We start from the raw sequence: 21,835 nt of genomic DNA on the forward strand, positions 1-21,835 counted from the left end.
GTACTACTTCTGGGTGACCTTCTTGGCCGCCGCCTTCTTGGCGGGAGCCTTCTTGGCCGGAGCCTTCTTGGCAGGCGCCTTCTTCGCGGGCGCCTTGCCGACGGCCTTCTGGGCCTTCTTGGCGGTCGCTTCGGTCTTGCCGGGCAGCTCGATGCCGACCAGCTTCGCGGCGCGCTCGCCGACCGCGCGGGTCTGCGACGCGACGGTGCCCAGCGCCTCCTGGGTCAGCTCGACGGCCTGGTCGACGTAGCCCTCCGCACGCGCGGAGGCGTCCTCGAACGCCGTCTGGCTGCGCAGCCGCTGCAGGGCCGCCTCGCCGCGCTCGACGAGCTCGTTGTACCGGCTGGTCGCCGCCTCCAGGTAGCCCTCGGCGGCCTTGCGCAGCTCGTCGGCGGTGAACCGGTCGCGCAGCTCGGTGAACTGCTCGGGCAGGTCCTCCTGCAGCTTGGTCAGGCGCGCGCGGCGCTCTTCCACCCGGGTGCGGGTTTCGACGCGGGTCTCTTCGGCGCGCTCGCGCAGGCTGGCGATCAGGTCGTTAACCGTGGCCAGGGCCAGGTCGGCCGCGCCCAGGGCCGCGAGCAAAGGAGCCCGCAAGTCTTCGATGTTCGAGTTTTCCGCCATGGTTTTTCCTTTCATGGTGTGGTTTGGCATTTGGTGTTTTCCGTTGTCAGGTGTCTGGTCGGGAAGTTAGGTGCAAACGTCTCCTTCGCAACTGGGGCCGCCAGAACCCGGGGTAGTTCGCCCAGCACGTGAGCTGGAATCGGTAAATCCCTCTTTGTGGGGTAACCCCGGCGGCCGGTCGTCTATACATCACCGACCCGAGAGCGACTGTTCACTCGGTGTCGGATTGGGTCGAACACTCCTCATCGGTGGATTCGTTTTGTTGGGTGAACGATGCGTAGATGTCGAGCAGGATCTGCTTTTGGCGCTCGGTGATCGCAGTGTCGGTGACGATCGCGTCTCGCACCTGACTCTTGTCGGTGGGCTCGAGAATCCCGGCGCGCACATAGAGAACCTCGGCGGAAACCCGGAGGGCCTTCGCGATCTGGTTCAAGACGTCGGCGGAGGGTTTGCGCAATCCACGCTCCACCTGGCTCAAATATGGATTGCTGACCCCGGACTTCTCGGCGAGTTGCCGCACCGAAACCTGCGCGAGTTCACGCTGGCTGCGGATGAAGCTGCCGATGTCGGAGGCCATGTCGGAGGCAGCGTTGGACACCTTGGCGGAGAGCTTCTCCTCGGGTGCCATGCGTGCTCCTGGGTCGGGCGGTTGATCTTGACGCCACCAGGGTACAACAAGTGCTTGCTATTGCAAGCACTTGTTAGCACTACTAGAAAAGCAGCTGCGCGACGGCGTAGATCACCAGGCCGGCCAACGAGCCGACCACCGTTCCGTTGATCCTGATGAATTGCAGGTCACGGCCCACGTGGAGTTCGATGCGCCGGCTGGCCTCCTCGGCATCCCAGCGTTCGATGGTGTCGGTGATGATCGCTGTGATCTCCACCCCATATTGCGAGACCAGGTGCTGGGCCGCCCGCACGAGCCAGTTGTCGACCTTGTCCCGCAGGTCGACGTCGTCGCGCAGCGACTCCCCGATGCGCACGACCGTGTCGGCGATCCGCGTGCGCAGCGTGCTGGACGGGTCGTCCACGCCCTCGAGCACCAGGCGTTTGAGCGTCGTCCACGCCGTCGCGGCGGCGTTGGCGATCTCGTCGCGCGCCATGAGCTGCTCTTTGATGGCGTCGGCCCGCGCGATGGTGTCCGGGTCGTGCTGCAGGTCGTCGGCGAATTCGAACAGGAAGCGGGTCGCCGACCGGCGCAGCTCGTGGTCGGGGTTGCGGCGCACCTTGTCGGTGAAGTCCATCAGCTCGCGGTGGATGCGATCGCCGACCAGATGGTCGACGAACCGCGGCGACCAGGTCGGCGAGTCGCGCTCGACCACCCGCTGGATGACCTCGCCGGCGTTCAGCGACCACTGGAAGGCCCGGTCGGCCAGCAACTGGATCAGCGCCTCCTGTCGGTTCTCGGCCAGCAGCGTCGCCAGCACCCGGCCGACGGGCGGTCCCCATTGCGGCTCGGCGATGCGGCGCACGATCATCCGGTCGATCACCTGCTGGACGTCCTCGTCGCGCAGCAGCTCGACGAGCACCCGCAGCACCGTGGCCGTCTCGCTCGCCACCCGCTCGGCGTGCGCGGCCTCCGACAGCCATTTCCCGAGCCGGCCGGACACCTCGGCGTCGCGCAGCTTGGTTTCCACGACCTCCGGCGACAGGAAGTTCTCCCGCACGAACGCGCCCAGGCCCTCGCCCAGCTGGTCTTTCTTGCGTTTGATGATCGCGGTGTGCGGGATCGGTATGCCCAGCGGGTGCCTGAACAGCGCGGTCACGGCGAACCAGTCCGCCAGGGCGCCCACCATCCCGGCCTCCGCGGCGGCACCGACATAACCCACCCAGACGCCCGCGCCGGCATGCGCCTGGGCCCACCGGCAGGCGAGGAACACGCCGGTGGCACCGATCAAAAAGCTCAGCGCGACCATCTTCATCCGGCGCAGCGCCACCCGTCGCTGCGCGTCAGCCTCACGATCGGCGCCCGCGAAGGACTCGGCCAACGAGGTGCGTCCCCGGCCCGCGGCCGTCAACGGCGTCGCCGAACTCGGCCTCGCCGTCGGCGGGCCGGATGCGTCGCCTCGCACCGAGGCTCTGTGTGCCACCACTTCATCATCTATGTTCCCGGCGATTGGTGTGACGACACTGGTTGCCGAGCCCCTCAAACGCCGCTACATGCCCGGCCAGCGCCACAAACCGACCTGTCCACGCCGTAGTATCGAGGGCGTCTAGGGAATGGGAACTCGGCGACAGTGACAGAACAAATCACGGTTGTGCGCGTCAAAATGGATGGGCGCAAGCGGCGCTGGCATCAGCACAAGGTGGAGCGTCGTAACGAACTCGTTGACGGCACGATCGACGCGATTCGCCGCCTCGGCGGCGCCCTGAGCATGGATGAGATCGCCGCCGAGATCGGCGTCTCGAAGACGGTGCTCTACCGCTATTTCGTCGACAAGAACGACCTCACCACCGCCGTGATGATGCGGTTCACCCAGACCACGCTGATCCCGAATATGGCTGCGGCGCTGACGTCTAACCTCGACGGCTTCGACCTGACCCGCGAGGTCATCCGGGTATACGTCGAAACGGTCGCGAACGAACCCGAGCCCTATCGCTTCGTGATGGCCAACAGTTCCGCCAGCAAGAGCAAGGTCATCGCCGACTCCGAGCGGATCATCGCCCGCATGCTCGCGGTGCTGATGCGCCGGCGCATGCAACAGGCGGGCATGGACACCGGGGGCGCGGAGCCGTGGGCGTACCTGATCGTCGGCGGCGTGCAGCTGGCCACCCACTCCTGGATGTCCTATCCGCGGATGACTCGCGACGAGTTGATCGACTACCTGACGATGCTGAGCTGGAACGCGCTGAAGGGGATCGTCGAGGTCGGCGGGTCGCTGGAGAAATTCCGCGAGGAGCCGCACCCGTCGCCGATCGTCCCGCCCCGGGACGACGACGACGCGGCCGCCGGCTGAGACGGCCCGGCCGGCGCTTTTGGAATCCTGTCGGTCTCATGTGAGGCTGGGACGCAACCCCTGGGTAGGACGACTTCACCTGCCTCAGGGATTAGCATGCAGGAAGCGTCGGGGGACATAGCGGGGTTCTTGTTCGGCTGTGCGCCCCTGCCCCTCCGCGAAAAGAAAGGCTCGTGTCGACATGTCTGTGCAGCTCACGCCGCATTTCGGAAACGTGCAAGCCCATTACGACTTGTCTGACGACTTCTTCCGGCTGTTCCTGGACCCCACCCAGACCTACAGCTGCGCCTACTTCGAGCGCGACGACATGACCCTGGAACAGGCGCAGCTCGCCAAGATCGATTTGGCGCTGGGGAAACTCAAGCTCGAGCCGGGAATGACGCTGCTGGACATCGGTTGCGGCTGGGGTGCCACCATGCGGCGAGCCATCGAGCGCTACGACGTCAACGTCGTGGGCCTGACGCTGTCGGAGAATCAGGCCGAGCACGTGCAGAAATCCTTCGACCAGATGGACACCACCCGCACCCGCCGGGTGCTGCTGGAGGGCTGGGAGAAGTTCCACGAACCGGTGGACCGCATCGTCTCGATCGGCGCGTTCGAGCACTTCGGCCGCCAGCGCTACGGGCGCTTCTTCAAGATGGCCTACAACGCGCTTCCGCCCGGCGGAATCATGTTGCTGCACACCATCGTTCGGCCGTCGTTCAAGGACGCCCGGGCCAAGGGCCTGAGCCTGACCCACGAGATCGTCGAGTTCTCGAAATTCATCCTGGCCGAGATCTTCCCGGGTGGCTGGCTTCCGACGCCCCAGACCGTCGGCGAGTACGGGGTCACGGTGGGCTTCGAGCTCACCCGCGTCCAGTCGCTGCGGCTGCACTACGCGAGGACGCTGGACCTGTGGGCGGAGGCGCTCGAAGCCAACCGCGAGGAGGCCCTCGCCATCCAGTCCCAAGAGGTCTACGACCGGTACATGAAGTACCTGACCGGCTGCGCCGAGCTGTTCCGGGATGGGTACACCGACGTCAACCAGTTCACGATGGAGAAGAAGTAACCCCCTCCACGGAAACAATCAGCCCCGAACGGATCACCGTTCGGGGCTGACTCGACTGGGCTATTTGACCAACGTGAATTGCCCCACGTTGCTGATGCCCTTGCGGAAGAAATTCTCGCACCCGGTCAGATAGTGCATGTACTTGTCGTAGACCTCTTGGGATTGGACGGCGATCGCCTTTTCCTTATTGGCTTCCAGATTCGCCGCCCAGATGTTGAGGGTCCGCGCGTAATGCTCCTGCAGCAACTGCACCCGCTCGACCGAGAATCCGGCGGCCTCGCCGAACTTGAAAATGTCCTCCTGCGCCGGCAGTTGGCCACCCGGGAAAATCTCCTGGCCGATGAATCGCGCGAACCGGATATCGCTCATCGTCAATGTGACGCCGAGAGCGGGATATTCCTGCCACTGATACATCAAAATGGTGTGCAAAAGCATCCGGCCGTCGTCGGGAAGGATGTCATAGGCGAGATCGAAAAATGCGGGATAGCGCTCCATCTTGAAGGCCTCGAAGGCGCCGATCGTCACGATCCGGTCGACCTTGTCCTCGAACTCTTCCCAGCCCTGCAGGCGCACTTCGATGTTGCGGTCCGTCGGCAATCCGGCCAGCATCTTCTTGCTGTACTCGAATTGGTTGCGGCTCAGCGTGATTCCGATGACGTTGACGTCGTAGCGCTCGACGGCCCGTTTGAGCGCGCCGCCCCAGCCGCAGCCGATGTCCAGCAGGGTCATCCCCGGCTCGAGGTTCAGCTTTCCCAGCGCCAGGTCGAATTTCGCATACTGGGCCTCTTCGAGGGTCATGTCGTCGCGCTCGAAATAGGCGCACGTGTAGGCCATCGTCGGGTCGAGAAACAATGCGAAGAATTCGTCCGAGACGTCGTAGATGGACTGCGACTCCTCGTAATACGGCTCAAGCCTCGTCATCCGCGGTACATACCTTTCGTCGTATTAAACGCACGCATACTAGCCGACGGCATAGCGGCCAGCGTGTCATGCGCCCCGCGGTATGTCACCCGCGAGTGGTCAGTACTTGTAGAAGCCCTGGCCGGTCTTCTTGCCGAGCCGGCCGGCCTCCACCATGCGCAGCAGCAACGGCGGCGGCCCGTACTGCGGCTCCTTGAACTCCTCGAACATCTTGTCCGCGATCAACTTCAAGGTGTCCAGGCCGACCAGGTCGGACAGGCGCAGCGGGCCCATCGGGTGCGACAGCCCGGCCACCACAGCCTTGTCCACATCCTCGACCGTGGCAAATCCGGCCTCCACCATGCGGATCGCCGAGAGCAGGTAGGGCACCAGCAACGCGTTCACCACGAAGCCGGACCGGTCCGAGCAGCGCACTACCTGCTTGCCCAGGACCGCGCTCGCGAACTCCTCGGTGCGCGCGGCGGCGGCCTCGTCGGTGACCAGCGTGCTGACCAACTCGACCAGCGGCAACACCGGCACCGGGTTGAAGAAGTGCAGACCCAGCACGCGTTGCGGGTTCTTGGTGGCCGCGGCGATCTTCATGATCGGGATGCTGGAGGTGTTGGACGCCAGCACCGCGTCGGGATCGGTGATCACCCGGTCGAGTTCGGCGAAGACCTGCGCCTTGACGGCGTCGTCCTCGATGATCGCCTCGATGACCAGTTGGCGGTCGGCGAGGTCGTTCAGGTCCGTGGTGAAGGTGAGCTTGCTCAGCGCGCGGTCGCGTTCGCGCTCGGTGACCTTGCCCGCGCTGACGCCGCGCTCCAGCGACTTGACGATGCGGTTGCGTCCCGCCGCGATGAGGGCCTCGGTGGTCTCGAACACCGTCACGTCGACGTCGGCGCGGACCGAGACCTCGGCGATGCCGGATCCCATCTGGCCGGCCCCGACCACGCCTACTCGCTGAATCGCTGCGTCACTCACTTCAATTCTCTCCGGTTCTCTGCGGTGACCGTATCGTCTTGCACCGCAATAGGCCCCGCCCAGGGTTGGCCTGGGCGGGGCCTACGCTACTTCATCTCATTTTCGGTGCGACGAGCGTGTACTCAGGGCGAAAGTTCGGCCGAATTCTCGCCACCGATGCACGCTCGGCGCGGCTTACGGGCCTAAGCCGGCTCGGGCTCAGCTCGGGCTCAGTGAAACTGCCCCTCTTCGGTGGAGCCGGTCAGCGCGGTGGTCGACGAGCTCGGGTCGACCGTGGTGGCGATGCGGTCGAAGTAACCGGCACCCACCTCACGCTGGTGCTTGGTGGCGGTGTAGCCACGCTCCTCGGCGGCGAACTCGCGCTCCTGCAGCTCGACGTAGGCGCTCATCTGGTTGCGGGCGTAGCCGTAGGCCAGGTCGAACATCGAGTAGTTCAGGGCGTGGAAGCCGGCCAGCGTGATGAACTGGAACTTGAATCCCATTGCGCCAAGCTCCTTTTGGAACTTCGCGATGGTGGAGTCGTCAAGGTGCTTCTTCCAGTTGAACGACGGCGAGCAGTTGTAGGCCAGCATCTGGTCGGGGAACTCGGACTTGACGCCCTCGGCGAACTTCGCGGCGAGCTCGAGGTCCGGAGTGCCGGTCTCCATCCAGATCAGGTCGGAGTACGGCGCGTACGCCTTGGCCCGGGCGATGCAGGGCTCCAGGCCGTTGCGGACCCGGTAGAAGCCCTCCTTGGTGCGCTCACCGGTGATGAACGGCTGGTCACGCTCGTCGACGTCCGAGGTGATCAGGGTGGCCGCCTCGGCGTCGGTCCGGGCGATGACGACGGTCGGCACGTCGCAAACGTCGGCCGCCAGCCGGGCCGAGGTCAGGGTGCGGATGTGCTGCTGGGTCGGGATCAGCACCTTGCCGCCCAGGTGACCACACTTCTTCTCCGAAGCCAGCTGGTCCTCCCAGTGCGAGCCCGCCACACCGGCCGCGATCATGGCCTTCTGCAGCTCGTAGACGTTGAGCGCGCCACCGAAACCGGCCTCACCGTCGGCGACGATGGGGGCCAGCCAGTTCTTCACCGAGGTGTCGCCCTCGACCTTGGCGATCTCGTCGGCGCGCAGCAGCGCGTTGTTGATCCGGCGGACCACCTGGGGCACCGAGTTGGCCGGGTAGAGGCTCTGGTCGGGGTAGGTGTGCCCGGACAGGTTCGCGTCCCCGGCGACCTGCCACCCGGACAGGTAGATGGCCTTGAGGCCGGCGCGCACCTGCTGGACGGCCATGTTCCCGGTCAGCGCGCCGAGCGCGTTGATGTACTCGAGGTCGTGGAGCTGCTCCCACAGCACCTCGGCGCCGCGGCGGGCCAGGGTGGCCTCCTCGACGACGGTGCCCTGCAGGGCGACGACGTCCTTGGCGCTGTAGGTGCGGGTGACGTCCTTCCACCGCGGGTTGGTGTCCCAGTCCTTCTGAATCTGTTCGGCGCTCTTGGGGGTGCCAACAACAGACATGGGCATGCTCCTTCACGATCTTCACTACTGGGTTGCTGAACGCCTCACCGGCGGTAGCTAGCGGCTCAACTTCACTGGTGTGCTAACTCGAAGATGGCACAGCTCAGGGGGGCCGGTCCACCCGTTTCAATTGCCAATTTCAGCAACGGGAACGGGCAAATTTGCGAATCTTGTTAAGTTGCTAACTTGCTTGACCGTTTCAGAAGCTACCCGTCAGTAACCCCAAAGCAGCAGGTCAGAGGGCAATTTAACCGGGACGCTTGTCCTGTTACCTAGCAAAGATCGACGCGACGGCTTTCGTCTCGTCGCCGACGGCGTATGTGAGCGTTGTAACAGTGCGATCGGCCAGGTCGGGACCGAATTGCTCGGTCGATCCGGCGGGGTGGATGTGCGAGATGATCTCCAGCTTGTCCCCCAGCGCCACCGGCGCCTCGTGCTCGATCGTGATGCGCAACGGCGCCTGCATCAGCTCGGTGTGCGAGGCCAGGTAGTCCTCGACCACGCTCCAGTACACGGAGTTGTTCATGTGGTCGAACAGGTCGATGTCGGTGACCCGGACGGGAAACTCGTGGATCTCGACCGCGTCGTCCCGGCTGCCCGGCTTCAGATAAGACTTCCATCGCAGCCGGTCGACCGACGTGGTCTTGTGCAGGCCCGCCAGGAAGTCGTCGGCGATGCGCGAGGGCATCTGGGTCTCCCGGTTGATGTTGATCCAGAAGGCCTCGGACTCGATGAGCCCGCCCTTGCGCTTGCCGTCGATGCGGACCCGCATCTCGCACCAGCGATTGGAGGTGCCCGAGCACCATCTGCGCATCCGCAGCATGTCGCTGAATTCGACCGGTCGGATCAGGTCGATCATCGTGCGCCGGACGATCCACAGCGGATGGGTCTCCTCGAAACCCATCTCGCGTAGCTGGTCCTGGCCGATGTCCTGGATGTGCCGGCACGCGGCGTCCAGTCGCAGCCGGCCCGTGCGGTCGATATCCCCGACCCGCAACGGCCACTGGCGGTCGAAAACGTCCGGGTGACCGTCGGGCACCGGCATCAGTTGTTTATCCAGGCTCACGGTGCGCTCCCCGTTTCCTCCTCGCGGTTACCCCAGGTTAAGGCCCGAGGCCCCGGTCGAATAATGCCAACGAGGGCCATCGAACACCAATCGCGACGCGCGAGACCCGCTGCCAACTCTGCGAACCAAAGCTTCGCAAGGCCGGTAACCTCGGTGAGGTGTCCAAGACGTTCGTCGGCTCGCGGGTCCGCCAGCTGCGCAACGAGCGCGGGTTTTCCCAGGCCGCGCTGGCTCAGATGCTGGAAATCTCCCCGAGCTACCTCAACCAGATCGAGCACGACGTTCGCCCCCTGACGGTGGCCGTGCTGCTGCGCATCACCGAGGTGTTCGGGGTGGACGCCACGTTCTTCTCCTCACAGGACGACACCCGGCTGGTCGCCGAGCTGCGCGAGGTCACCCTGGACCGCGACCTCGACATCGACGTCGACCCGACCGAGGTCGCCGAAATGGTCAGCGCTCATCCCGGGTTGGCGCGGGCGGTGGTCAACCTGCACCGCCGTTACCGGATCACCACCGCGCAGCTGGCGGCCGCCACCGAGGAGCGGTTCTCCGACGGCAGCGGCAGCGGATCGATCACCATGCCGCACGAGGAGGTGCGCGACTACTTCTACCAACGGCAGAACTACCTGCACGAGCTGGACACCGCCGCCGAGGAGCTCACCATCAAGATGCGGTTGCACCACGGCGATCTGGCCCGGGAGTTGACGCGCCGGCTCACCGAGGTGCACGGGGTGCACATCAACCGCCGCATCGATCTCGGCGACACCGTGCTGCACCGCTACGACCCCGCCACCAAGACGCTGGAGATCAGCAATCACCTCTCGCTGGGGCAGCAGGTGTTCAAGATGGCCGCCGAACTGGCCTACCTCGAGTTCGGGGATCTGATCGATGACCTGGTCGCGCAGGGCAAGTTCACCAGCGACGAGTCGCATACGCTGGCCCGGCTCGGTCTGGCCAACTACTTCGCCGCGGCCGCCGTGCTCCCCTACCGCCAATTCCACGACGTCGCAGAGAATTTCCGCTACGACGTCGAACGGTTGTCTTCCTTCTACTCGATCAGCTACGAGACCATCGCGCACCGGCTCTCGACGATGCAGCGCCCGTCGATGCGCGGGGTGCCGTTCTCCTTCGTCCGGGTCGACCGCGCCGGCAACATGTCAAAACGCCAGTCCGCCACCGGTTTTCATTTCTCCTCCAGCGGAGGCACCTGCCCGCTGTGGAACGTCTACGAAACCTTCGCCAACCCGGGCAAGATCCTGGTCCAGATCGCGCAGATGCCCGACGGCCGCAACTACATGTGGGTGGCCCGCACCGTGGAACGACGCGCGGCCCGGTATGGTCAGCCCGGTAAGACCTTCGCGATCGGCCTGGGGTGCGAGCTTCGCCACGCGCACCGGCTCGTCTACTCGGAAGGACTCGACTTGTCGGGGGAAATCTCCACACCGATCGGCGCGGGATGCCGGGTCTGTGAGCGCGACAACTGTCCGCAGCGCGCCTTCCCGGCGCTCGGGCGCGCGCTCGATCTCGACGAGCATCGCAGCACGGTGTCCCCGTACCTGGTGACGCAACCGTGAGTCCCGACGGCCGCATCCCGCCGGGGCGATTCCGCCAACTGGGACCGATCAATTGGGTGATCGCGAAGCTGGGCGCGCGCACCGTGCGCGCACCGGAGATGCACCTGTTCACCATCCTGGGCCAGCGCCAGTTGCTGTTTTGGACGTGGCTGGCCTACGGGGGCCGGCTGCTGCGCGGGAAGCTGCCGACCATCGACACCGAGCTGGTGATCCTGCGGGTCGGACACCTACGGGCATGCGAATACGAACTGCAGCACCATCGCCGGATGGCGCGCAAGGCCGGGCTCGACGCCGACGCGCAGGCCGCGATCTTCGCGTGGCCGGAACGGCTGGACCCGGTCGAGGGGCGCCTGACTGTGCGTCAGCAGGCGCTGCTGGCGGCGACCGACGAGTTCGTCAACGACCGCACCGTCACCGACGCCACCTGGCGCGAGCTGGCGACTCACCTGGACCGGCGGCAGCTGATCGAATTCTGCTTGCTGGCAAGCCAATACGATGGGCTGGCCGCGACGATGGCGACGCTCGAGATTCCGCTGGACAACCCGCAGCAGCTATAGGTAGACGTCGGCCAAAATGGCCAGCGTCAGGACCACGGGAAGTACCGGCAGGCCGAAGGCGAACGCCGCCCAGCCCAGCTTCCCGCGTCGTCGCTGCCAGGCACCCCAGATCGCGGCGCCGATTCCCAGCACCACCGAGGCCAGCAAGACCAGCGGACCCCACTGGCCCGCCGTCGCGTTGTCCCCGGTCGAAATGCCGAGCAGCCACACGACATAACCGGTCGCCAGGCCGGCGACGGCGCCCGCGATCGTCTGGGGCGTGACGGTGCGAATCATGCGCGGCTCAGAAATTGATCATGTGTCCGGTCAGCCCGTGGAAGCATTCCTGCAGCGCCTCGGACATGGTCGGGTGGGTGTGCACGTTGCGGGCCAGCTCGGTGGCGGTCAGATCCCACTCCTGCGCCAGCGTCAGCTCCGGAAGCAGCTCCGAGACATCGTGCCCCACCAGGTGACCGCCCAGCAGCTCACCGTATTTCGAGTCGGCGATCAGCTTGACGAACCCGCTCGGGTCGCCGACACCGTGGGCCTTGCCGTTCGCGGTGAACGGGAACTTCGCCACCACCACGTCGTGGCCTTCCTCGCGGGCCTGCTCCTCGGTGAGGCCGAAGCTGGCCACCTGAGGCTGGCAGAAGGTCGCGCGCGGCATCATCCGGTAGTCACCGAGCGCCAAAGTCTCTGCGCCGGCGATGGTTTCGGCCGCCACGACGCCCTGGGCCTCGGCGACGTGGGCGAGCTGCAGCTTCCCGGTGACATCGCCGATGGCGTAGATGTGCTCGATGTTGGTGCGCATGTAGTCGGTGATGCCGATGGCCTTGCGGTCGGTCAGCGCGACCCCGGCGGCCTCGAGGCCGTAGCCCTCGACGTTGGGCGCAAAACCGATGGCCTGCAACACTTTCGCGGCCTTGAGCTCCTGGGTGTTGCCGTCCTTGCTGACGGCCACAGTCACCTCGGCACCGTTGTCGGAGATCGACTCGACCTTGGTACCGGTGAGGATTTTGACGCCCAGCTTCTTGAACTGCCTCTCAACCTCCTTGGACACCTCGGCGTCCTCGTTGGGCAGCGCGCGCGCCAAGAACTCCACGACGGTCACGTCGACCCCGTAGTTGCGCAGCACGTAGCCGAACTCCATGCCGATCGCTCCGCAACCGGCGATGATGATCGACTCAGGCAGCTCGCGGGACAGGATCAGTTCCTCGTAGGTGACCACGTTGGCCGACAGCGAGGTGCCCGGAACCAGCCGGGTGCTGCTGCCGGTGGCGATGATGGCGTTGTCGAACGTGACCGTCTCGGTCCCGCCGTCGTTGAGTTCGACCGAGATGGTGTTCGCGTCGGTGAACCGGCCGTAGCCGTGGATCTCGGTGATCTTGTTCTTCTTCATCAGGAAGTGCACGCCCGCGACGCGGCCCTCTGCCACCTTGCGGCTGCGGTCGAAGGCGACGCCGTAGTCGAAGGTCGCCTCTCCGCTGATGCCAAAGGTCTTAGCCTCTTTGGTGAAGATGTGCGCGAGTTCGGCGTTGCGCAGCAGCGCCTTGGACGGAATGCAGCCGACGTTGAGGCAAACCCCGCCCCAGTACTTCGGCTCGACGACCGCGGTGGAAAGGCCGAGTTGTGCGGCGCGAATGGCCGCGACATATCCGCCGGGGCCGGCCCCGAGGACGACGACGTCATAGTGAGAAGTCACGTGCCCACCCTAGTGGGCGCCGGCTCGCAGCGGACAACGCCGTGAGTCGCGCCGCTTCCAACGCGCCGAGGGTGGGCGCTACGTACCGGAAACGCCGGAAATTCGTCCCTCACCCCCACACTCGCGGGGCGCCTCGGAATCAGGTCAATACGGAATGACGCCGACCAGGCAGTGGCCCACTCGCTCGCAGTAGTAATAGCCGTACAGGGGTGCCGCGCCGGCCACGGCGGCGAACGGCCCCGACATCAGCGCCACCGACAGCGCGGAAACCAGCGGCCTGCCGTGCACCATCGCGAGCATCACGCCGCCGACCACGCACACCGCCACGTAGACCAGCACCGCGAACAGCGCCGGAGTCTTGTCGATCGAGCCGTACCACCACGAGAACAAACCCAGCCCGACCACGGCCGCGGCGGCCCACACGCCCAGCAGCATCAGGGCCAACTTCCACCACTTGACGTAGAAGTAGCGACCGGGGACGGTGACCGACTGCACCGGGACGGCGGATCCGGTGGCGGCCTCCGGTTCTGGCTCGCCGGGTTCGGGCTCGGTGGCCGCCGGCCGCTCGCCGGTGTCCGCGATCTCGGAGTCGGAGTCGTCGTCGAAATCGGGGACCCAGGACTGGGTCCCGGTGTCCTCGGTCTCGCGTTCATCGTCGGAGAAGTCCGGCACGAAGGCCTCGGTCCCTGGGCTCGCGGCGTCCTTGTCGTCAGGCACCGGCGGTCACCCGCAACGCGACGAGCACACCGAACCAGCCCGGCGCCGCCGCCAGGATGAACGCGCCCAGCGCGGTGACCCAGCGGCGCCCGGAGAACAGGATCATCGTCAGCCCGACGACGCTGGGGATGCCAACCACCGACGCGATCGCGATGTCCGGGCGGACGCTGGCGTGGACCACGACGGTGTACGCCACGCACGCCAGGGCCCCGACCGCGCTTCCGATCAGCATGGCGCCGGCCAGTAACCAGGGACGGGGCAGGGGAATCACTTTCTCGACTGTACTGCGGTCACCGAGGCGCAGGGCATGTCTGCGCGCCCGCGCCGGCCACCACCGGACCGCGTGTCGCGGGCCGTTCACCCCGCTCGTAACCGGCGCCCGTGATGACCGGCGCGCCGGCCAAAGACGCCTGTTCTTCGGCGGTGAAGACGCGGCCGCGGGACAGGAACCGGACGCCGTCGGGTGCCTCCAGGCTGAACCCGCCGCCGCGGCCGGGCACCACGTCGATCACCAACTGGGTGTGCTTGTCGCGATAGTGGGCCGCGTACTGCGGGCCCGAAATCCACACCGGCACGCCGTCGGGTCCGACGTCGAGCACGCCGAGCAGGACGTCGCGATCGCCGACCAGGAAGTCGCCGAGCGGGTAGCACATCGGCGACGAGCCGTCGCAGCAGCCGCCGGACTGGTGGAACATCACCGGGCCGTGCGCCGCCTGCAGCCGCGTCAGTACCTCGGCGGCCGGGGCGGTGATGGCCACTCCGGCGGGCGCGAGACCCCTCGCGCCGCTTCCACTCATCGCTTCGCTCTGCATCGTCGCCGGCGCGTCAGAAGAACCCTTGCGCCTTCTCGGAGTAGGACACCAGCATGTTCTTGGTCTGCTGATAGTGGTCCAGCATCATCTTGTGGTTCTCCCGGCCGATGCCGGACTGCTTGTAGCCGCCGAACGCCGCGTGGGCGGGATAGACGTGGTAGCAGTTCACCCACACCCGGCCGGCCTGGATGTCGCGCCCGGCCCGGTAGGCGGTGTTGCCGTCGCGGCTCCACACCCCCGCCCCCAGGCCGTAGAGGGTGTCGTTGGCGATCGACATGGCGTCGTCGTAATCGGAGAACGACGTCACCGCCACCACCGGCCCGAAGATCTCCTCCTGGAAGACCCGCATCGAGTTGTCGCCGCCCAGGATGGTGGGCTGCATGTAGAAGCCGCCGGACAGGTCGCCGCCGAGCTCGGCGCGTTCGCCTCCGGTGATCACCTTGGCGCCCTCGTCCTTGCCGATTTCGATGTAGGACAACACCTTTTCCAGCTGGTCGTTGGACGCCTGCGACCCCAGCATGGTCTCGGAGTCCAGCGGGTCGCCCTGCCGGACCGCCTTGGTGCGGATCGCGGCCAGCTCCAGGAACTCGTCGTAGATGTCGGCCTGGACCAGGCTGCGCGACGGGCAGGTGCACACCTCGCCCTGGTTGAGGGCGAACATCGTGAAGCCCTCCAGAGCCTTGTCCTGATAGTCGTCGGCCTTGGCCATCACATCGGAGAAGAAGATGTTGGGGCTCTTGCCCCCGAGTTCGAGGGTGACCGGGATCAGGTTCTGCGACGCGTACTGCATGATCAGTCGCCCCGTGGTGGTCTCGCCGGTGAACGCGATCTTGGCGATCCGGTTGCTCGATGCCAGCGGCTTACCGGCCTCGGCGCCGAACCCACTGACGACGTTGATCACCCCGGGCGGCAGCAGATCGCCGATCAGCGACATCAGGTAGAGCACCGAAACCGGCGTCTGCTCAGCGGGTTTGAGCACCACCGCGTTGCCGGCGGCCAACGCGGGCGCCAGCTTCCAGGCGCCCATCAGGATGGGGAAGTTCCACGGGATGATCTGCCCGACCACGCCGAGCGGCTCGTGGAAGTGGTAGGCGACGGTGTCGTCGTCGATCTGGCTCAGCGAGCCCTCCTGGGCGCGCAGCGCCGCGGCGAAGTACCGGAAGTGGTCGGCCGCCAAGGGGATGTCGGCGGCCAGCGCCTCGCGGATCGGCTTGCCGTTGTCCCAGACCTCGGCCACCGCCAGCGCGGCGGTGTGTTCGTCGATGCGGTCGGCGATCTTGTTCAGGATCGCGGCGCGCTCGGCCGGCGCCGTCTTACCCCACGCCGGCGCGGCCGCGTGGGCGGCGTCGAGCGCCTTGTCGACGTCGGCTTCATCCGAACGGGCCACCTCGCAGAACGTCTGGCCGGTGACCGGTGTCGGGTTCTCGAAGTAGCGCCCCCGCGCCGGCGGAACCCACTGCCCCCCGATGAAGTTCTCGTAGCGAGACTCATACGACATCAACGCCCCGGCGGCACCTGGACGTGCGAAAACGGTCACTGCTCTCACTCCTCGTTCGGCTGTGTAATACACCTCACAGTACCGCCGTGGCCACAATGGCTTCCATGGCTTCCAACGCTTCCACGACGCCGCACGCGCGCACCGACCCTCAGGACAGCGAAGACCCCTACCTCTGGCTCGAGGACGTCACCGGCGACGAGGCGCTGGATTGGGTGCGGGCGCGCAACGAGCCGACGCTGGCGCGCTTCCGCGACACCGATTTCGAGCGGATGCGCACCGAGGCGCTCGAGGTGCTCGACACCGACGCCCGCATCCCCTACGTGGTACGCCGCGGCGAATACCTCTACAACTTCTGGCGTGACGCGGCCAACCCCCGCGGGCTGTGGCGGCGCACCACGCTGGACAGCTACCGCACCGATACCCCCGAGTGGGACGTGCTGATCGACGTCGACGAACTGGGCCGGGCCGACGGCGAGAAATGGGTGTGGGCCGGCGCCGCCGTCATCTACCCCGAGTACACCCGCGCGCTGGTCAGCCTCTCCCGCGGCGGCTCGGACGCCTCGATCGTGCGCGAATTCGACATGCTGACAAGGGAATTCGTCACCGACGGATTCGAACTTCCGGAAGCCAAGTCGCAGGTCAGCTGGGAAGACCCCGACACCGTCCTGGTCGGCACCGACTTCGGGCCCGACACGCTCACCGATTCGGGCTACCCGCGGGTGGTCAAGCGGTGGCGCCGGGGCACACCCCTGGCCGAGGCCGAGACCGTCTTCGAGGGCGCCCGTTCCGACGTGAACGTGGCGGCCAGCGCCAGCCGGATCCCCGGGTACGAGCGCACCCTGATCGGGCGGGCGCTGGACTTCTGGAACGAAGAACTCTACGAGCTGCGCGGGCCGGAACTCATCCGCATCGACACCCCCACCGACGCCAGCGTGAGCCTGCACCGCGAATGGCTGCTGGTCGAGCTGCGCAGCGATTGGTTCTTCGGCGGCACTACCTATGGCGCCGGGTCGCTGCTGGCCGCCGACTACGAGGAATTCCTCGGCGGCACAGCGCAATTGCAGGTGGTCTTCGAACCCGACGAACACACGGCGCTCAACCACTACGCGTGGACCCGCGACCGGCTGGTGATCGTCTCGCTGGTGGACGTGGCCAGTCGCGTCGAGATCGTCACGCCGTCACGGCCATCGGGTGACGACCCGCTGCGCCCGGCTCCGCCGCGCTTGCGATCGTCACGGGCATCGGGTGACGACCCGCTGCGCCCGGCTCCGCCGCGCTTGCGATCGTCACGGGCATCCTGGCGCCGCGAACCCGTGGCCGGGATCCCGGCCGCCACCAACACCGTCGTCGTCTCCGCCGACGACACCGGCGACGAGTTCTTCCTGGATTCCAGTGGATTCGACACACCGTCCCGGCTGATGCGGGGCACCGACGACGGGGCCCTCGAACAGCTCAAGTCCGCCCCGGCGTTCTTCGATGCCGAAAACATCTCCGTGACACAGAACTTCGTGAAGTCGAAGGACGGCACGCCGATCCCCTACTTCGTGGTGCGGCCCGCCGGCCCGGCGTCCGACGGACCGGCGCCCACCCTGCTCTACGGCTACGGCGGATTCGAATCGTCGAACACGCCCGGTTACAGCGGCGTGCTGGGGCGGCTGTGGCTGGCCCGCGGCGGCACGTACGTGTTGGCCAACATCCGCGGCGGCGGCGAATACGGCCCCGAGTGGCACACCCAGGCGATACGCGAGGGCCGGCACAAGGTCGCCGAGGACTTCGCCGCCGTGGCAACCGATTTGGTGGACCGCGGCATCACACGCGTCGAGCAGCTCGGCGCGCAGGGCGGCAGCAACGGCGGCCTGCTGATGGGCATCATGCTGACCCAGTACCCGGAGAAATTCGGCGCGCTGGTGTGCAGCGTCCCGCTGCTGGACATGAAGCGCTACCACCTGCTGCTGGCCGGCGCGTCGTGGGTGGCCGAGTACGGTGACCCGGACAACCCCGACGATTGGAAATTCATCGCCGAATACTCGCCCTACCAAAACATTTCGGCGACGCGCCGGTACCCGCCGGTGCTGATGACCACGTCCACCCGCGACGACCGGGTGCATCCGGGGCACGCCCGCAAGATGACCGCGGCCCTCGAGGCCGCCGGCCACCCGGTGTTCTACTACGAGAACATCGAGGGCGGCCACGCCGGCGCGGCCGACAACGAGCAGGTCGCCTTCAAGTCGGCGCTGACCTACTCGTTCCTATGGCAGATGCTGGGCGGGCGCACGCAGTCATAGGATCAACGACGTGTCAGCGGCGCAGCGCATCGAACTCACCCTGTTGGCGACCGGGCTGATCTTCATCCTGGCGTCGGCGGCCCAGGCACGGTACCGCTTCATCAACGACCGTCGCGCGGGCCGGCGGTTCTACTGGGCGACTGCGATCATCGGCATCGCCTGCTTCGCGGTGGGGACCGGCCAGCTGTGGCCCAACGGGGTCGTCGTGGCGGCGATCTTTTCGGCCATCGTCGCCTTCTCGGCCTACCTCACCACGCCGTATCTGAAGATCGCCGGGCGGATCTACGCCTCGTCACCGGAAAACCGGCAGCCCGACCCTTAAGGACGCCATGCCAAGCAGCGACTTCCAGACCCTGCTCTACCGCACGGCCGGCCCGGTGGCCACCATCACGCTGAACCGGCCCGAGCAGCTGAACACGATCGTGCCGCCCATGCCCGACGAGATCGAGGCCGCGGTCGGCCTGGCCGAGCGCGACCCGGCCGTCAAGGTCATCGTGCTGCGCGGGGCGGGCCGGGCGTTCTCCGGCGGCTACGACTTCGGCGGCGGTTTCCAGCACTGGGGCGAATCCATGATGAGCGACGGAAAGTGGGATCCCGGCAAGGACTTCGCGATGGTCAGCGCCCGCGAGACCGGGCCGACGCAAAAGTTCATGGCCATCTGGCGGGCGTCCAAACCGGTGATCGCCCAGGTGCACGGCTGGTGCGTGGGCGGTGCCAGCGACTACGCGCTGTGCGCCGATCTCGTCATCGCCAGCGAGGACGCCGTGATCGGCACCCCCTACAGCAGGATGTGGGGCGCGTACCTGACCGGGATGTGGCTCTACCGGCTGAGCCTGGCCAAGGTGAAGTGGCACTCGCTGACCGGGCGTCCCCTGACCGGCGTGCAGGCCGCGGAGATCGAGCTGATCAACGAGGCGGTGCCCTTCGAGCGCCTCGAAGCGCGGGTGGCCGAGATCGCGGCCGAACTGGCGCAGATCCCCTTGTCGCAGTTGCAGGCGCAAAAGCTGATCGTTAACCAGGCCTACGAGAACATGGGCCTGGCCTCCACCCAGACGCTGGGCGGCATCCTCGACGGCCTGATGCGCAATACGCCCGACGCCCTGGGCTTCATCAAGATCGCGGAGGACGAGGGCGTGCGCGCCGCCGTCGAGCGCCGCGACGGCCCGTTCGGGGACTACAGCCAGGCCCCGCCGGAGCTGCGGCCGGACCCGTCACACGTCATCGTCCCTGATCGGGACTGATACTGAGACAGGCTAGAGATCCCCTGGCAGTCAGCTGGGAAATATCCGCGTCCGGCCAAAAAGTGCTACCGTAACTGCTATGTCTCGGCTGAGTACCGGCCTGCGTGCAGGCGCTGTGTTCCTTGCTCTGGGTGTTACCGCTGCGATCTTCCCGTCGACCGCGGTAGCCGACTCCACGGAGGACTTCCCGATCCCCCGCCGGATGATCAACACCACATGTGATGCTGAGCAGATCCTGGCGGCAACCCGGGACACCAGCCCGGTGTACTACCAGCGCTACATGATCGACTTCAACAACCACCCCAACGTGAACCAGGCCGCCATCGACAAGGCCCACTGGTTCTATGCGTTGTCGCCGGCCGACCGCCGGAACTACTCCGAGAACTTCTATGCGCCACAGGCCGATCCGCTGTGGTTGGCCTGGCCCAACCACATGAAGATCTTCTGGAACAACAAGGGCGTGGTCGCCAAGGCCACCGACATCTGCAACACCTACCCGCCCGGCGACATGTCGGTGTGGAACTGGTCGTAATCCTCACGGCATAAGCGGTATTCACCCACCCAGCGCCCAGGAATCTCCTCCTGGGCGCTGAGTCTTTTGGTGTGCCCTGCTGCCGTTTCACCACTGAAAGGTACGGCCCGCACCGGAGAACCGGTGCGGGCCGCGTGGCTGTCGGTACACCCACCGACACGAATTACGGTACCTCGGAACAAATTATTTGGCTACCCGAAATCTCGCGGTATGTTCGGACGACAGCCCACACCGACGAGGGAGAGCCATGCCCCACTACGTCCTGCCCGACCTGACCTATGACTACGGTGCGCTCGAGCCCGCGATCAGCGGCGAGATCATGCAGCTGCACCACGACGCGCATCACGCCGCCTACGTCAAGGGCGCCAACTCGACCGTCGACCAGCTCGCCGAGGCGCGTGCCGAGCGCAACCTCGCCCACTTGCCGGGCCTGGAGCGGACGCTGGCGTTTCACCTCGCCGGCCATGCCTTGCACTCGATCTTTTGGACGAATCTCTCGCCGGAGGCCGCCGAAAGGCCCGAGGGGGAACTGGCCGCCGCCATCGACGAGTTCTTCGGCGGATTCGAGGCGTTCCGCGCCGAGATGACCGGGGCCACCTCCAGCGTGCAGGGTTCGGGGTGGGGTGCGCTGGCGTGGGACCCGATCGGGCGTCGTCTGGTCGTGCACCAGATTCACGATCACCACGTCAGCGTGGCGATCACCAGCACTCCGCTGCTGGTGTTCGACGCCTGGGAGCACGCGTTCTACCTGCAGTACCGCAACGTCAAGGCCGACTACGTCGACAGGCTGTGGTCCATCGTGAATTGGGCCGACGTCGCCGTCCGCTTCGAGGCCGCTCGCCGCGGCGACCTGTCCGGGCTACACAGCAGCGACGAGATCGGCGGCGCGCGATGAGCATCCGATCGGTGGATCGAATGCGGGCGGTCAACTGGAATCGCCTGCCCGACCCCAAGGACGCGCAGGTATGGGATCGGCTGACGGGCAACTTCTGGCTGCCGGAGAAGGTGCCGCTGTCCAACGACTCGGCGTCATGGCAGACGCTGACCGCGCAGGAGCAGCAGACGACCGTGCGAGTGTTCACCGGGCTCACGTTGCTCGATACGACGCAGGCCACCGTCGGCGCGGTGTCGATGATCGCCGATGCGGTCACGCCCCACGAGGAGGCGGTGCTGACCAACATCGCGTTCATGGAATCGGTCCACGCCAAGAGCTACAGTTCGATCTTTTCGACGCTGTGCTCCACCCGCCAGATCGACGACGCCTTCGACTGGTCCGAGCGCAATCCGCACCTGCAGCGCAAGGCTCAGATCGTCGTCGACTATTACCGCGGGGACGACGCCCTCAAACGCAAGGCGGCGTCGGTCATGCTGGAATCGTTTCTGTTCTACTCCGGTTTCTACCTGCCGATGTACTGGTCCTCGCGCGGCAAGCTCACCAACACCGCCGACATCATCCGGCTAATCATCCGCGACGAAGCCGTGCACGGCTTCTACATCGGCTACAAGTGTCAGTGCGGACTCGCCGAGCTTTCGGAATCAGAGCGGTCCGGCCACCGCGAGTACACCTACGAGCTGCTGAATGCGTTGTACACCAACGAGATTGATTATGCCCACGATCTGTACGACGGCCTGGGCTGGACCGACGACGTACTGCCCTACATGCGGTTCAACGCGAACCGGGCCCTGGCCAACCTCGGGTACGAGCCGATGTTCGGGCCCTCGGACTGCCGGGTGAACCCAGCGGTGCTCTCGGCGCTCGATCCCGGCGCCGGCGAGAACCATGACTTCTTCTCCGGGTCGGGCAGCTCCTATGTCATCGGCTCCCACCAGGCCACCGAGGACGCGGACTGGGACTTCTGACCACCC

General features: G+C 66.2%; 22 protein-coding genes and 1 pseudogene. 10 read left to right on the top strand and 13 right to left on the bottom strand.

Annotated features, from left to right (window positions below; genetic code table 11):
• Positions 1-3: 3 nt before the first annotated feature.
• From hbhA to W7S_RS22880, 3 genes and pseudogenes are all read right to left on the bottom strand, one after another.
• The gene (gene hbhA, locus W7S_RS22870; protein ID WP_008261246.1) at positions 4-621 is read right to left on the bottom strand and encodes a heparin-binding hemagglutinin HbhA; all 618 of its coding nucleotides are present in this window, start codon (positions 619-621) and stop codon (positions 4-6) included.
• A gap of 189 nt (positions 622-810) precedes the next feature.
• Positions 811-1,249: pseudogene (locus tag W7S_RS22875) on the bottom strand (helix-turn-helix domain-containing protein).
• 82 nt (positions 1,250-1,331) lie between these two features.
• Positions 1,332-2,714: a DUF445 domain-containing protein gene (locus W7S_RS22880; protein WP_085976460.1), complete on the bottom strand. Its 1,383-nt coding sequence runs from the start codon at positions 2,712-2,714 to the stop codon at positions 1,332-1,334.
• A 177-nt stretch (positions 2,715-2,891) separates the two neighbouring features.
• On the opposite strand from W7S_RS22880, the gene W7S_RS22885 reads away from it, so the two are divergent.
• Together W7S_RS22885 and pcaA are read left to right on the top strand one after the other, a co-directional pair.
• On the top strand, positions 2,892-3,578 hold the full coding sequence (locus W7S_RS22885; protein WP_026071174.1) for a TetR/AcrR family transcriptional regulator: 687 nt from the start codon (positions 2,892-2,894) through the stop codon (positions 3,576-3,578).
• Positions 3,579-3,759: 181 nt separating this feature from the next.
• Entirely contained in the window at positions 3,760-4,626 is an 867-nt protein-coding gene (gene pcaA / locus W7S_RS22890) for a cyclopropane mycolic acid synthase PcaA (protein WP_008261257.1), read from the top strand.
• A gap of 60 nt (positions 4,627-4,686) precedes the next feature.
• On the opposite strand, the gene W7S_RS22895 is transcribed toward pcaA, so the two are convergent.
• From W7S_RS22895 to W7S_RS22910, 4 genes are all read right to left on the bottom strand, one after another.
• Positions 4,687-5,547: a cyclopropane mycolic acid synthase family methyltransferase gene (locus tag W7S_RS22895; protein WP_008261260.1), complete on the bottom strand. Its 861-nt coding sequence runs from the start codon at positions 5,545-5,547 to the stop codon at positions 4,687-4,689.
• 99 nt (positions 5,548-5,646) lie between these two features.
• Positions 5,647-6,510, bottom strand: a complete 864-nt coding sequence (locus W7S_RS22900) for a 3-hydroxybutyryl-CoA dehydrogenase (protein ID WP_014381237.1) — start codon at positions 6,508-6,510, stop codon at positions 5,647-5,649.
• Between the two features lie 209 nt (positions 6,511-6,719).
• Entirely contained in the window at positions 6,720-8,006 is a 1,287-nt protein-coding gene (gene aceA / locus W7S_RS22905) for an isocitrate lyase (protein ID WP_008261263.1), read from the bottom strand.
• A 268-nt stretch (positions 8,007-8,274) separates the two neighbouring features.
• Positions 8,275-9,072 carry an acyl-[acyl-carrier-protein] thioesterase gene (locus tag W7S_RS22910; RefSeq protein ID WP_008261265.1) on the bottom strand — a complete coding sequence of 266 codons (798 nt, stop codon included), beginning with the start codon at positions 9,070-9,072 and terminating at the stop codon, positions 8,275-8,277.
• Positions 9,073-9,230: 158 nt separating this feature from the next.
• Between W7S_RS22910 and ramB the strand changes: the two genes are divergently transcribed.
• Both ramB and W7S_RS22920 read left to right on the top strand, forming a co-directional pair.
• Positions 9,231-10,646 (top strand): acetate metabolism transcriptional regulator RamB, encoded by a 1,416-nt coding sequence (gene ramB, locus W7S_RS22915; RefSeq protein WP_008261266.1) that lies wholly within the window; start codon positions 9,231-9,233, stop codon positions 10,644-10,646.
• Complete coding sequence (locus tag W7S_RS22920; protein WP_008261267.1) at positions 10,643-11,203, top strand: carboxymuconolactone decarboxylase family protein; 561 nt, start codon at positions 10,643-10,645, stop codon at positions 11,201-11,203. The genes ramB and W7S_RS22920 overlap by 4 nt, the downstream gene beginning before the upstream one ends.
• On the opposite strand, the gene W7S_RS22925 is transcribed toward W7S_RS22920, so the two are convergent.
• The 6 genes from W7S_RS22925 to W7S_RS22950 form a co-directional block, all read right to left on the bottom strand.
• Positions 11,198-11,479: a hypothetical protein gene (locus tag W7S_RS22925; RefSeq protein WP_008261268.1), complete on the bottom strand. Its 282-nt coding sequence runs from the start codon at positions 11,477-11,479 to the stop codon at positions 11,198-11,200. The genes W7S_RS22920 and W7S_RS22925 overlap by 6 nt on opposite strands.
• Positions 11,480-11,486: 7 nt before the next feature.
• Complete coding sequence (gene lpdA / locus W7S_RS22930; protein ID WP_008261269.1) at positions 11,487-12,884, bottom strand: dihydrolipoyl dehydrogenase; 1,398 nt, start codon at positions 12,882-12,884, stop codon at positions 11,487-11,489.
• Positions 12,885-13,028: 144 nt separating this feature from the next.
• Positions 13,029-13,601, bottom strand: coding sequence for a hypothetical protein (locus W7S_RS22935; RefSeq protein ID WP_008261270.1), 573 nt, complete (start codon positions 13,599-13,601; stop codon positions 13,029-13,031).
• Positions 13,594-13,872, bottom strand: a complete 279-nt coding sequence (locus W7S_RS22940) for a putative holin (RefSeq protein WP_026071173.1) — start codon at positions 13,870-13,872, stop codon at positions 13,594-13,596. Before W7S_RS22940 ends, W7S_RS22935 begins: the two co-directional genes overlap by 8 nt.
• A 19-nt stretch (positions 13,873-13,891) precedes the next feature.
• Entirely contained in the window at positions 13,892-14,398 is a 507-nt protein-coding gene (locus W7S_RS22945; protein WP_050782791.1) for a DUF779 domain-containing protein, read from the bottom strand.
• A 28-nt stretch (positions 14,399-14,426) separates the two neighbouring features.
• Positions 14,427-15,950, bottom strand: coding sequence for an aldehyde dehydrogenase family protein (locus tag W7S_RS22950; RefSeq protein ID WP_008261276.1), 1,524 nt, complete (start codon positions 15,948-15,950; stop codon positions 14,427-14,429).
• 65 nt (positions 15,951-16,015) lie between these two features.
• Here W7S_RS22950 and W7S_RS22955 point away from each other — a divergent pair, with 65 nt between their 5' ends.
• The 6 genes from W7S_RS22955 to nrdF all read left to right on the top strand — a co-directional run bounded on the left by W7S_RS22955 (position 16,016) and on the right by nrdF (position 21,829).
• Positions 16,016-18,196 (top strand): prolyl oligopeptidase family protein, encoded by a 2,181-nt coding sequence (locus tag W7S_RS22955; protein WP_008261277.1) that lies wholly within the window; start codon positions 16,016-16,018, stop codon positions 18,194-18,196.
• A gap of 10 nt (positions 18,197-18,206) precedes the next feature.
• The gene (locus tag W7S_RS22960; protein ID WP_008261279.1) at positions 18,207-18,518 is read left to right on the top strand and encodes a hypothetical protein; all 312 of its coding nucleotides are present in this window, start codon (positions 18,207-18,209) and stop codon (positions 18,516-18,518) included.
• A gap of 7 nt (positions 18,519-18,525) precedes the next feature.
• Positions 18,526-19,437 (top strand): crotonase/enoyl-CoA hydratase family protein, encoded by a 912-nt coding sequence (locus W7S_RS22965; RefSeq protein WP_008261283.1) that lies wholly within the window; start codon positions 18,526-18,528, stop codon positions 19,435-19,437.
• A 79-nt stretch (positions 19,438-19,516) separates the two neighbouring features.
• Entirely contained in the window at positions 19,517-19,969 is a 453-nt protein-coding gene (locus W7S_RS22970; RefSeq protein ID WP_008261284.1) for a DUF5078 domain-containing protein, read from the top strand.
• Positions 19,970-20,216: 247 nt separating this feature from the next.
• On the top strand, positions 20,217-20,864 hold the full coding sequence (locus W7S_RS22975) for a superoxide dismutase (RefSeq protein ID WP_008261287.1): 648 nt from the start codon (positions 20,217-20,219) through the stop codon (positions 20,862-20,864).
• A complete protein-coding gene (gene nrdF / locus W7S_RS22980) occupies positions 20,861-21,829 on the top strand; it encodes a class 1b ribonucleoside-diphosphate reductase subunit beta (RefSeq protein WP_008261290.1) in 969 nt (322 codons plus the stop codon). The genes W7S_RS22975 and nrdF overlap by 4 nt, the downstream gene beginning before the upstream one ends.
• The last annotated feature ends 6 nt before the right edge of the window (positions 21,830-21,835 follow it).

Origin of the sequence: Mycobacterium sp. MOTT36Y (assembly GCF_000262165.1) — a bacterium.
Taxonomy (GTDB): Bacteria; Actinomycetota; Actinomycetes; order Mycobacteriales; family Mycobacteriaceae; genus Mycobacterium; species Mycobacterium intracellulare.